Annotated in this window: 8 protein-coding genes; 4 read left to right on the forward strand and 4 right to left on the reverse strand. The window is 32.8% G+C overall.

All coding sequences use genetic code 11. The features are described from left to right. Positions 1-790 precede the first annotated feature (790 nt). Entirely contained in the window at positions 791-2,581 is a 1,791-nt protein-coding gene (locus H6578_09330) for a S8 family peptidase (protein MCB9227352.1), read from the reverse strand. A 121-nt stretch (positions 2,582-2,702) separates the two neighbouring features. On the opposite strand from H6578_09330, the gene H6578_09335 reads away from it, so the two are divergent. Together H6578_09335 and H6578_09340 are read left to right on the forward strand one after the other, a co-directional pair. Next, positions 2,703-3,995, forward strand: coding sequence for a right-handed parallel beta-helix repeat-containing protein (locus H6578_09335; protein MCB9227353.1), 1,293 nt, complete (start codon positions 2,703-2,705; stop codon positions 3,993-3,995). Positions 3,996-3,999: 4 nt separating this feature from the next. After that, positions 4,000-5,106 carry a hypothetical protein gene (locus H6578_09340; protein ID MCB9227354.1) on the forward strand — a complete coding sequence of 369 codons (1,107 nt, stop codon included), beginning with the start codon at positions 4,000-4,002 and terminating at the stop codon, positions 5,104-5,106. Positions 5,107-5,742: 636 nt separating this feature from the next. On the opposite strand, the gene H6578_09345 is transcribed toward H6578_09340, so the two are convergent. Together H6578_09345 and mdh are read right to left on the reverse strand one after the other, a co-directional pair. After that, positions 5,743-7,350, reverse strand: coding sequence for a peptide chain release factor 3 (locus H6578_09345; GenBank protein ID MCB9227355.1), 1,608 nt, complete (start codon positions 7,348-7,350; stop codon positions 5,743-5,745). Between the two features lie 112 nt (positions 7,351-7,462). Next, positions 7,463-8,386, reverse strand: a complete 924-nt coding sequence (gene mdh, locus H6578_09350; protein MCB9227356.1) for a malate dehydrogenase — start codon at positions 8,384-8,386, stop codon at positions 7,463-7,465. 138 nt (positions 8,387-8,524) lie between these two features. On the opposite strand from mdh, the gene H6578_09355 reads away from it, so the two are divergent. Beyond that, positions 8,525-10,441 carry a T9SS type A sorting domain-containing protein gene (locus H6578_09355; protein ID MCB9227357.1) on the forward strand — a complete coding sequence of 639 codons (1,917 nt, stop codon included), beginning with the start codon at positions 8,525-8,527 and terminating at the stop codon, positions 10,439-10,441. 346 nt (positions 10,442-10,787) lie between these two features. Here H6578_09355 and tilS read toward each other — a convergent pair whose 3' ends face one another. After that, positions 10,788-12,140 (reverse strand): tRNA lysidine(34) synthetase TilS, encoded by a 1,353-nt coding sequence (gene tilS, locus H6578_09360; protein ID MCB9227358.1) that lies wholly within the window; start codon positions 12,138-12,140, stop codon positions 10,788-10,790. A gap of 140 nt (positions 12,141-12,280) precedes the next feature. On the opposite strand from tilS, the gene gatB reads away from it, so the two are divergent. After that, complete coding sequence (gene gatB / locus H6578_09365) at positions 12,281-13,726, forward strand: Asp-tRNA(Asn)/Glu-tRNA(Gln) amidotransferase subunit GatB (protein MCB9227359.1); 1,446 nt, start codon at positions 12,281-12,283, stop codon at positions 13,724-13,726. Positions 13,727-13,737: the final 11 nt, after the last annotated feature.

Here is a 13,737-nt window from a genome sequence, read left to right on the forward strand (position 1 = left end):
GTTGGTGCAATCTGCAATAAGCGGCATACTGTTTTAAACAGCCTATATATACGTCTATGGTACGCTTTGCATAATTGCGTTGCAGCATTTTTTGCTCTACAAACTGATATACCGTTACCACTTTCATAGTACGAAAGTAGCTTAAAAAAAAGTAATAATTTAAAAAAGATAAAACTTAATCGTATATTAACCGTTAGTAACGGATAATAAGTAAAGTATTAATAGTAAAGGAATATACGTGATAAATAAATGTAAAATTTGCAAAAAAGAATTAAAAAGAAGAAGAGATAATACCGATTAGGAATATATAATAGTCCTATGTCGGCTACGCCTTATTGTACTAAATATATTATACACCATATAAATTAGCATATAGGATAATACCGCTTTGATAGCCGTTTAGAACAATCATTGGTCTATTACGGATATCCATGCGGTATTGCTCTACCGAGATTTACCATTATAAAACACAAAAATAGATTAGACTATTTTGTGTTGACAATTGGTATAAATGTATTAATCTATTGGCATTTACGTAATTTGATGATTGGGATTACCGTATGCACGGCAATGACGTTTTGGAGGGAGTTCAATAAATCTACCACGTTTGTCATCCTGACGATAAGAAGCCTGCCTACGGCAGTCCGGCATCTTGTTTTTTTACTTGATTGAGATTGCCACAAAAATTACTCCTCCGTTATAATTTTCTCGCAAAGACGAATGGGAGTGGTAATGACGTTTACAAATTACACCAACCGTTAAAACTAACTTTATGTATTTCTAATTGGTACTACTCCACTAACACCTTAAAAACTTTGCCTGATTGCTGCTCTTTTAAAATATAATAGCCTTTTTGCTCAAAGTAATATGGTGTGTTTTCTTTTGTTTGCAATGAAATGTTATCAATAAACCGCCCTAAAACATCATAAATATCTATTTCTACGGCAAAGGTATTATCATTAATTATTAATACTTTTCCTTCATTAGGATTAGGATAAATAGAAACTTTTGTTTCTTCACTTACAACTTGTTTTATAGGAACTGTAGATTCATACGTTTGAGCCAATTTAACCGCCTCAAAAGCATTAATTCTCCCGTAGCCCATTTCTTCATTCCAAGTGCCATACACATCTACAGAGTCATAATTATATGCTCCCACCCTTTCTGCCGTAATACGCAAAATATTTTTTACATCGCGAGCATGCAAGCTATCGTTTACACTCAAAATTAAAGCTCCTACTCCGGCAGCATTGGGGCAGGCAGCACTTGTGCCGTTAAAAGTGAAAGTGTAACTTCCCGAATTATATCCATTACCGCCCGTCATATCTGTAGTGGCTATTTTTACTCCCGGAGCTACTACATCTAACATATCGCCATAACTGCTTCCCCAATTTTCAGAAGAACAATCCGTAGGATTTTTTCTTTCATCGCACATAGAACTGGCTCCTACGGCTATGGTTGTATATAAATCTGCCGGCCAAAGCACATCTGCATCATCTTCATTTCCGGAAGAGAAAAACATAGGCACACCAAAACCATTTCTTCCTTGATAATAAGCCGCTTCTATTTCGTCTGAAACCAATTGCGTATTAATATTTAAAAATGCTATGTGCAAAGGCAATAATCCGGCAGAAACACTCATAACATCTGCATTAGCATATCTCCACGCATAGGCAGAACCATTTAATAAAGCGTCTGTTGAAGTAGTTGGCTGCACTCCTATCCCACTACCATAATCTTTGTAGTAAAAAATTCGGATAGGTACAATTTGACAAAGATTAGCAATTCCCGCTATTCCTTTATTATTATCAGCTACTGCGGCTGCTATTCCGGCACAAGCTGTTCCGTGTCCATCACTGCTAAAATTTGGCGTAGGATAGCCTTCTGTATCAGATGTATCATTTGCAAATCCATCATAACCTTGAAGTAAGTTTGGTTTTAAATCTTCATGTGTAGTATCTACTCCGCTATCTAAGATTGCTATTTTTATAGATACACTTCCTTGCGTTATTGTCCAGGCTGAATCTACACTCATATCTGCACCCGGTGTGCCACCTCCTTGGTTTGCTGTTCCATTATTTTCTATTGCCCACTGGTAGCTGTAATAAGTATCGCTACTGGTACTTTGCATTGTAAAAAATTGATTAGCCTGCACATAAGCACACCAATTTTGTGATTTAATTTCATTTATTTTGGCATTTAGTTCATCTATATTTTTAGCATCAGTTTCTATACTATATATATTAGGAATGAATGGATTGGCTTCCATTTTATACAATTTTGTAATATTTTCACTTAAATTTCCATTTGTTTTAAGCAATATTTTATTGGTTTCAAAACACAAAACATTGTCCTTTACTCTAACATTAGCATAATAACAAAATGAAGATAAATTTACCTGAGTAGCATTTTTTATAAGTGCATATTCATTATGCTCTGTAAAAGTTAATATTTCCCCTCCATTTTCTTTAATACTTTTTACAAATTCTTGTTTATTTACATCACATAATTTAACAGCTACAATTTCTGCGTGAGAACAAAAAATAAAAAACGATAAAACAAAAGATAAAGCAGTTTTCATATAAAATTTTCACTAAAGATAATGAAAGATGTTAAAAAATAGGCTGTAAATAAGAAAAAAACAATGTTTGCATTGAATATTAAATATTATTTTATAATTTTGGATGCAAACGTCTTTTAATATGAAAACCAAACTTTTTTCCCCGTTAATTATTTTAACTATTTTCCTTTTTTCTTGCAACAATTCCGGCAAGGTAGAAGTGAAAGATACCTCTGAAATGCATAAGGCTACACAAGAAGAAATAGACCAACTAATGGAAAATTTTATTCTTGCCGAAAGTGGAAGTACTATTCAAATACCGGAAGGATTTTATGAACTTAACAATCAGCTAATTTTAGATGATGTTAAAAATGTAATAGTACAAGGTGCAGGAATGGACAAAACCATTATTTCGTTTAAAACCCTAAAAACGGGTGGCGAAGGAATAAAAGTGGCAGGAAGTAATAATGTTACTTTGCAAGATTTTACCGTTTATGATGCTCCTGGCGATGGAATTAAAACACAGCACTGTGATACTATGATTTTTAGAAGATTAAACACCACTTGGACAAATGGCGATAAATCTAAAAATGGAACTTATGCTCTTTATCCCGTACAATGCAAAAATGTAATAGTAGATGAATGTATAGCTTCTCACTCAAGAGATGCGGGCATTTATGTAGGGCAAAGTGAAAATGTAATAGTTAAAAACAGTACTGCCTTTGGAAACGTAGCAGGTATTGAAATAGAAAACTGCGATAATGCTGAAGTATATAATTGCAAAGCTTATGATAATGCAGGTGGAATATTAGTATTTAATTTACCGGGTTTAATGAAAGCTGATGCTTCAAACACCAGAATTTTTGATAATGAAATAATTGAAAACAACCACATCAACTTTGCATTAGATGATTCAACAAATAGCGGAAATGCCGTAACACAAATACCTCCTGGAAGTGGTGTAATTATTTTAGCAGGAAAAAATGTAGAAGTATTTAACAATAAAATATTAAGAAACAAAACTGTGGGAGTGGTAGTAGCCAGCTACCAAATAACACAATATCCTTTTGATACCAGCAATGGTTGGTCGCCATACTCTTATGATATTTATGTACATGATAATGAATATGAAAGACCTTCTGCTCTACCAGATTTAACTAAGGAATTAGGCAAACTTTTATCCATGAAAAATGCCTATGGAGCTATGAAAACCCAAGACATAGTATATGATGGAATATGGGACGATGCAAGGGGTAATGACATTACTAAAAACCCAATGAATATTTGCTTTAAAGAACCTCAAATTGATGATTTACATTTCTCTTACTATGAACTTTCAGAAAAAATAAGCGATATTAAATCATATAAAGACTACACCCCATTTGTTTGTGAACACGAAGTGCTTACAGACGTAACATCCCTAAAAGAACTATAAAAAAATGAAAAATGAAATTAAATTTAGCCTTATTGCAATAGCAATAGCAGTTACTGTTATTTATTCCTGTAAAACAGAAACAAAAAAAACAGAGGAAGTAACCATTGAACAAAAATTTCCTAAAGACATTAACTTTGATGAAGTGCCGTATAAGAATCTTTCTGACTACGGCTTTTTTATTGGTGCTCAAAATGAACTTAAACCTAATGAAGGAGTATTATTATATGAGCCTTCTTCTATGCTATTTACAGACTATGCTCATAAAAAAAGATTTGTATGGATGCCTAAAGGCAGTTCTGCCTCAATATTAGATAATGAATGGCAACAAATAGAATACCCTGACCATAGTATATTGATAAAAAACTTTTACTACCCAAAAGATTATAAAAATCCTGACGGAGCAGCAAATATTGTAGAAACAAGACTACTTGTAAAAAAAGATGGAAAGTGGGATGCCTATCCTTATGTGTGGAATGAAGAGCAAACCGAAGCAGAATATAAAGTAATAGGTGGTGTAATACCCACTACTTTTACTACAGATAATGGGGTAGAACACACTATAGATTATTTAGTTCCCAACAAACATCAATGCAAATCTTGCCACAATCAAGATGAAAAATTTAAACCTTTAGGTCCTAAAGCAAGAAATATGAATTATGATCTTGATTATGGAAATGGTGAAGTAAAAAACCAACTGGCTAAATGGGCTGAAATGGGCTACTTAAATAATTTTACAGCACCTGAAAACTACCAGTCTGTTCCAAATTATGATGATAAAAGTGTAGATTTAAACCATAGAGCCATGGCATATTTAGATGCAAACTGTGGACATTGCCATAACCCTACAGGACCAGCCAGCACTTCCGGTTTATTTTTAACTTATGAACAAACAGACACAAACAAATTAGGTTACTATAAAACGCCTGTTGCTGCCGGTTTAGGTGCAGGAAGTTTAACTTTTGATATACATCCCGGCAAAGCAGATTCTTCTATAATAGTATATAGAATGAACTCTACAAAACCCGGTGTTATGATGGCAGAATTAGGCAGAGTATCAATACACGAGGAAGGTATAGAACTAATAAGCGAGTGGATTAACAGCTTAAAGTAGTTTTATACTTCTTAATATAATTATTTACCCTGTCAGGGTAAGGGTAAAATTACGTACTATTAACCCATACAGAGTGAGTAACTCTAATTTAAAGTTAGAATTATGACTATCCGTAAAGATACCCATGAAATATTTTACATTAACTTTTCTTTAGAAGAAAAGTTACAAAAGAATCGCACTAAGTTTTCAGCGACCCATTATAACCTCAACTCCTAAAAATTAAAAACTCATCACTCCGTTCTTCAAACAGTTTAATTTTTTACGGAGTTTTCGGTTAATGGGTGCCCCGCTTACAAACTTAAGGTGCACTTTTTATCTGACCTTAATCAAAAATACGTTAAGAAATGATGTAAAACAGACATCCAAAATGAATGAAATTATAAAACAGTAAACAGACAAATTAGTATGCTCCTACAAGTAGAACCACTATGAGAAAACTAAAATTGAGCATACATTAATTTGTCCTCGTCTGTTTTACATCATTTTAGTGTTTTTGATTACAGTCTTGATTTTTTGTTACTTTTGTATCAAGACAAAAGTAAAAGACCACAAACTGTAATTCAAATTACTTAAACGTCCCAAGATGCTATCATAAAGCATAAATTATTGATATAATAACAGATAGTCATTTAGAATTTAATAAGTGTACTCGTTTGCTAAAGCATCAACTTTAAAATCGCTGGTGGTATAGAAATTTATTTCGGGGAAATCTTCTCGGGCTACTTTAAGTATCCAAGCACTGTCTGCCAAGAAAACGTCATTTCCTTCTTTATCTTGAACTATATTGCTGTGTTTTCTGCGTTTAAATTCATTCATTTGAGCTTCATTGTTGCTTTTTATCCAGCAAGCTTTATAGTAGTTTAAAGGTCTAAACTCAGCTGACGCTCCATATTCATTCAACAATCGGTATTGAATAACTTCAAATTGTAATTGCCCCACAGTTCCAATAATTTTTCTATTGCCTAAATTATGTATAAATAACTGTGCCACACCCTCATCACTTAACTGCTCCACACCTTTATCTAATTGCTTAGATTTCATAGGGTCTTTATTAATTACTTCTCTAAATAATTCTGGCGAAAAACTTGGTATTCCTTTATAGTACAGCTCCTCTCCTTCTGTTAGCGTATCGCCTATTTTAAAAGTACCTGTATCGTATAGTCCTATCACATCTCCCGGAAATGCTTCATCAATTATGCTCTTTTTCTGAGCCATAAAACTTGTGGGATTATTAAATCTTACTTTTTTATTTTGTCGGGTGTGCTGGTAAAAAGTATTTCTTTCAAATTTACCGCTGCAAACTCTCAAAAAAGCAATTCTATCTCTGTGTTTTGGGTCTAAATTGGCATGTATTTTAAACACAAAGCCTGTAAATTTATCTTCCGTAGGCTCTACTAAGCGTGCTTGTGTTTCCCTTGCTACAGGGTTTGGAGCAAAATCAATAAAAATATCCAGCATTTCTTTTACGCCAAAATTATTAACAGCACTCCCAAAAAATACAGGAGCTACTTTGCCTGCTAAATAAGGTTTTGGGTCAAATTTCCCATACACTCCATCTATTAATTCTACATCTTCTCTAAGTTGGTCGGCAAAGGTTTTTCCTACTTGTTTATCTAATTCGGGTGTGGCTAAATCTTTAAATTTTATTACATTATCTTGTGTTTGCCCCGCTTGAAATAAGTTTAATTCTTTTGCCGCTAAATTATAAACGCCTTTAAAAGCCGTTCCCATTCCAATAGGCCATGTTAATGGAATAGCATGAATGTTTAGTTTTTCGTCCAATTCACCAAGCAAATCATAAGGATCACGACCGTCTCTATCTAATTTATTTATAAAAACTATAACGGGCGTATTTCTCATTCGGCAAACTTCCATTAATCTTTCTGTTTGCTCTTCCACACCTTTTACGCAGTCTATAACCAAAATAACACTATCTACGGCAGTTAAAGTTCTATAAGTGTCTTCAGCAAAATCTTTGTGTCCTGGAGTATCTAATATATTAATAAGTTTATCGGCATATTCAAATGCCATAACGGACGTAGCCACAGAAATACCTCTTTGCTTTTCTATTTCCATAAAATCTGAGGTGGTAGATTTTTTTATCTTATTAGATTTTACAGCTCCGGCAGTTTGTATAGCTCCACCAAACAACAACAGTTTTTCTGTAAGCGTTGTTTTTCCCGAATCGGGGTGAGCAATTACGGCAAAGGTTTTTCTTTTACTTATTTCTTCTTTTAAACTCATTTTTGGTCTTTAGTCTTTAGTTGTTGGTCGGTGGTTGTTGCTTATTTTGCTTAAAACAAAGTTCCGAACCATAAACACAGTTCGGAACTTTAAAAATATTAATAATTTGGTATTATCCTAACAATCCATTTACTCTTCTCACAGCTTCTGCACTTTCTGCCATTTTAGCTTTTTCGGCATCGTTAAGTTCTATTTCTACTATTTTTTCTACGCCATTTTTACCCAAAATAACAGGAACACCTATACAAATATCTTTCATTCCATATTCGCCATCTAACATAACAGAACAAGGCATTAATTTCTTTTGGTCGCATACTATAGCTTGTACTAACTCAGATACAGCTGCACCCGGAGCGTACCATGCACTTGTACCTAACATTTTGGTTAAAGTAGCACCACCTACTTTTGTAGCTTCCATTAATTCATCAATTCTTTCTTCGCTTAAAAATTTACTTATAGGCAATCCTCTGTATCTTGCTAATCTTGTTAAAGGAATCATTCCTGTGTCGCTATGTCCACCTAAAACCATTCCGTCCACATCACTTGTAGGGCATTCTAAAGCTTCAGCAATTCTGTATTGAAAACGTGCACTGTCTAAAGCACCACCCATTCCAATAATTCTATTTTTAGGTAATCCTGTACTTTTGTGTGCTAAATAAGTCATAGTATCCATAGGATTGCTTACTACTATAATAATAGCCTCCGGAGAATGTTTTAATATATTTTCAGTTACAGTTTTAACTATTCCTGCATTAATGCCAATTAATTCTTCTCTGCTCATACCCGGTTTTCTTGGTATTCCGCTTGTTATAACTACTACTTTACTTCCGGCAGTTTTGCTATAATCGTTTGTAGAACCCACTATTCTGGTATTAAACCTATTATAAACAGATGTTTGCATTAAATCCATAGCTTTACCTTCGGCAAAATCTTCTTTAATGTCTAAAAGCACCACTTCCGATGCAAAATTTTTAATGGCAATATACTCGGCACAACTTGCACCTACGTTGCCTGCTCCTATTACAGATACTTTCATTTTATAGATATTTTATTTTTAAATTTGAATAACAAGTGCAAAGATACTTAATTTTACAATTAAGTTAAAGTTAGTTTATCGTTACAAAAAGTTAAGAGTAAATAATTACCTTAGCACACTTGAAATAAAAAAAGTTTGATGAAAAAAGTATTTTTAAGTGTTTTTACCATAATCTCAATTGCATTAAATGCACAACAATCGGGTTGGTGTGGCACTCAAATAAGTAAAGAATGGATGGACGCTTTTTACCAAAGAGATAAAAGCCATTTAACACATAAATCTTTAAATCCGGTTACGCTACCTATCTCCTACCATATTGTAGGTATGGACAACGGAACAGGCTATTATGGATTAAATGAATTATTTCGTTCACATTGCGAGTTACAATCTTTGTACGATAATGCTAATATAACTTTCTACATTTATGAGATTGACTATATTAATAATACCGATTTTTATAACGGTGTAAATACCTATGGTTTATTTCAGCAAAGCAATAACCCCAACACCATTAATGTATATATAGTGGATAACATGGACGGAGTTTGTGGTTATAGTTTTGTTCCTCAACCCTATGATAACCAAGGCTGGCCGGGGCCAAACAGAGGGGGCGTAATGCTTCAAAAAGGCTGTATGCAGGTTAATAATACTACATACAGACACGAAATGGGACATTACTTAAATTTACCGCACACATTTTATGGCTGGGAAGGCGAACCAACTCCTGATAATTCGCAAAATGCTCCGAGCACTATTAATGGCTCTGCAGTAGAACGTGCCAATGGTACAAATTGCAATAATTCTGGAGATGGCTTTTGTGATACGCCACCAGATTATATTAGCGATAGATGGAGTTGTTCTTTTGCCAGAACTTTTATAGATCCTGTAGGAAATTCTTTTAATGTAGATGACAATAATTTTATGTCGTACAGCAATGACGGCTGTGCTCAATATTTAAGCGATGACCAATATGCAGAAGTAAATGCTGCGGCTGCTAACCACAGACCTTATTTGCTTACTTTGCCTGTGCCAGATGAAATTATTATGAATACTATTAATTCTACTTTTCCTCCTGATAGTTCTAATAACTTAAACTCATCAAATATTGTATTCAAATGGGAAGCAGATGAAAATGCACAATTTTATCAAATACAAATTACCCAAAATAACTTTATTAATCCACTTATTGATGAAGTAACAACAGATACATTTTATGTTTTTCAAAATGCTAACATAAATACTAATTATCAATATCGTGTAAAACCAGTTAATTTATTAAATACTTGCACTAATTACAGCAATATAAAAGGTATTAAAACTTCTCCAAGAAAGGCAACAATAGTAACTACAAACTTAGATTGCCCAGAAAGTACTAACGGTGAAGCTACAATTTCCATTACAGGAAATTACACATCTGCAACATATAAATGGTACGAAGGTCTTAATAGTACTAATGAAATCCCTTTTGAATATACAAATTCCATTTCCGGATTAAGTGCAGGCGATTATTCTGTAATAGCTATTATTAATAATATAGATACACTATTTACTTCTTTTACAATAGCCGCTTCTAACCCTATAAATGTTTCCATTATTGAAAACAACGGAGCTTTAATAGCTTCCATTTCGGGAGGTGTGCCCCCCTACTCTTTTACTTGGCAAAACGGTGCTACTACACTAACTATTAACGACCCCGTAGTAGGCGAAAATTACTTAGTTGTATTAGATCAAAATGGTTGTCAAAAAATAGCTACTTATAATTATCAAATAAGCAGTGTTAATGACATAAACAATACCTTAAACAATGTTTATTTAACACCAAATCCTTTAAATGGAAATGCTTTAAATATTTTTTATAATGCTAATAAAAGTGAAACTATAGCTATACGACTTTCTGATATAAATGGCAAAACTTTAAATACTAAAGAAGTAGTTTCTAAAGAAGGAAAAAATAAAGTTACTCTTAATAATTTGAATTTAGCTGGAGGTGTTTATTTTGTTAATTTAAGTATAAATGGTTCAAGCATTACTAAAAAGTTAATGGTGCTAAACTAATGCTTTCCACCTATTGTGCCTTTCAAAAAACGAGTAAAAAACGTCATCCTCAACTTGATTGGAGATCTCTTTAACGTTTTTTACAGTTAGATTCTCTATAAATTTCTATGTAAACTACAAAATTTTCGGGACAAACGAGGTAATGTGTGTAATACGCCCCCTGCTGTCATTCCGACCAACGGGAGGAATCTACCTTATAATAGAATTAATGTAAGATACCTCATTCTTCGGATGACACACAGCAGTGTTTCTTTGCGTCTTTGCGAGAAAACACTAATCAACCAATAAGGCAGATACCTCACTCCGTTCGGGATGACGGTCTTATTGTGTCCAAACTCACAATAGGTTAACTTTCAATAAACTTAATCTGAAATATACGCTTAGTTTTTTCGGTTATAGCAAATCTATGGTCTATTCTTTGATTGACTAACCAAACTAATTTTTCTTCAGAAAATAATACCCACGTCTGTTCTTTAGAACGTGCATCTATTTTTTGGTCTTTTAAATATTTAGAAATTTTCTTTTTTGCCGGTTTATTGTTTTCTTTTATAAATCCATAAGGGTAAAAATAATCGCCCGGCTTCCATTTTCTTAATATTAAAGGAAAAGTTAGTTTATCGGCATCTAAATAAGCATATTCTTTACCTTTATTTATTTTAGATAGCTTAGATATTGGTTTTAAAACTAAACGAAAAATGCCATTTTCAAATACTATTTTAGTCTGCTTGCTACTGATATAATGTACTTTACTTTCACTTAAATTTTCAACAGCGGTAATGTAAATAAACTTTTTATCTATTAAAACTCTATTTTTTTCATTTAGATAAATTTTATGCTCATCACTATCAAAACCTTTTATCATATCCTGAACATCATCTTTATTAAAACTATAATCTCTCATAATTTCAAAAAGAAGAGTTTCATATCCTTCCACTTTTTGCAATGCTTTAATAGAAATAATTTTATCGCAGTTAGCTTCTTTTACAAGTTTATTTTTCCAATGCTCAACAAAACTATTATACAATTTTTCTATCTCATTCCACCGCTCAAAGTGATTAATAAACGTTGGATACAAACCTGCATTTATTTCTTTCATTACAGGAATTAACGTATGCCTTATTTTATTTCTGTCATATTTTACACTTTTGTTAGAGCTATCTTCTCTATAATGAATATTATTAGTAGCTATGTAAGTCAAAATTTCATCAACAGAAGTTTCTAAAAAAGGGCGTACAATATTTCCATTTTTTGCTTGCATGCCTCTCACGCCTCTTATGCCTGTACCTTTTGCCAGCTTAAATAAAACGGTTTCTATATTATCATCTAAATGATGAGCCGTGGCAATACCTACAGCATTATTTTCTTTCCTTATTTTTTCAAGCCAATTATATCTCAGTTCTCGTGCCGTTTCTTGTATAGACAAGCCTTTTTCCTTTGATATTTTTTCCGTCTCAAAAACTATTTCATTATAAGGAATATTATTTTTTGCACAATAATTTTTAATAAACTTAGCGTCTTCATCACTTTCATTGCCTCTTAATGTAAAATTGCAGTGAGCCACTATAATTTTAAAATCATTTTTATATAATAAATGAACTAAAGCCATAGAATCTTTACCACCACTTACCGCTACAATTAAGTTCTGATTTAAAGAAAATAAACTGTGTTTATCTATAAATTGAAAGACCTTTTTTTCCACAAAAACAAAGGTATGCTATTATTAATGTTTTATCACAACAAAGCAATTTTAAAATTCAGATGATATGTATCCACAAAATAAAGCTTAACATTTATTTTTTCCTTACTTTTGTGTTTCTTTTTGGCTAAGAAAATAAGTTAATGTCTAAATACGATAAATACGAGATAGTAATAGGATTAGAAGTTCATGCTCAGCTTTCTACACAAAGCAAAATGTATGCTACAGATAGTGCGGCTTTTGGTGGCAGTCCTAATAGTCATATAAGTCCTTTAACGCTGGGACACCCAGGTACACTACCAAAAGTGAATAAAAAAGCTATAGACTACGCTATAAAAATGGGCTTAGCTACTAACTGCAATATTACTTCTTTTAATGGTTTTGCCCGTAAAAATTATTTTTATGCCGATTTGCCTAAAGGCTATCAAATTACCCAAGATAAAACGCCTATTTGTACAAAGGGACATCTAAATATAAAGGTAAACGACACACAAAAAGAAATAGGAATAACCAGAATACACCTTGAGGAGGATGCCGGAAAAAGTATTCACGATTTAGACCCATACAACACACTTATAGATTTAAACAGAGCGGGCGTACCTTTAATAGAAATAGTAAGTGAGCCGGACATGAGAAGCTCTGAAGAAGCTTACCAATATCTTACAGAAGTAAGAAAACTACTACGCTACTTAGAAATATGCGATGGCAATATGGAAGAAGGAAGTATGAGGTGTGATGCTAATATTTCGGTAAGACTAAAAGGAGCGAAAGAATTTGGAGAAAGATGTGAAGTAAAAAACATGAACTCTATAAGAAATGTGGCTAAAGCAATAGAACACGAAGCTAAACGCCAAATAGATATTATAGAAAATGGAGGAAAAATAGACCAAGAAACCAGAAGTTTTAATGCTGTAGATGGAAGTACTTTTACATTAAGAAGCAAAGAAAACGCCCACGATTATAGATATTTTCCTGAACCGGACATTCAGCCTTTTGTAGTAACAGAACAAAAAGTAAGTGCTATAAAAAATGAAATGCCAAAGCTTTCATCACAATTGTTTGAGGAATTTACAAAGCAATTAGGACTTTCTGACTATGATGCTAATATTTTATCGGAAGATAAATACGAAGCAGCTTACTACAATGACATTATTAAAAATACAGATAACTATAAAGCCGCAGCCAACTGGATGATTGGTCCAGTAAAATCTTATTTGAATGAAAAATCGGTAAACATTCAAGATTTTCCTATTAAAGCTTCATCTATTGCAGAAATTATAAGCTTAATAGAAGAAGGAAAACTAAATTTTGCAAGTGCTTCGCAAAACTTATTTCCTAAATTATTAGAAAATTCTGATGATAAAATTTTAGAATTAGCCAAAGAATTAAATATTATTCAAAACTCTGACGCCAGCGAAATTGAAGATATTGTAGATAAAGTATTAGCTTCGTTTCCTGATAAAGTTGAAGAATATAAAAATGGAAAAAAAGGACTTCTCGGCATGTTTATGGGACAAGTAATGAAACAATCGGGAGGAAAAGCAGATCCTAAAATTGCGACTCAACTACTAAACAAAAAATTAAATTAACAACAAAAACA

It is taken from the genome of Chitinophagales bacterium, assembly GCA_020635995.1.
In the GTDB taxonomy this organism is placed as follows: Bacteria; Bacteroidota; Bacteroidia; order Chitinophagales; family UBA8649; genus JAFMKE01.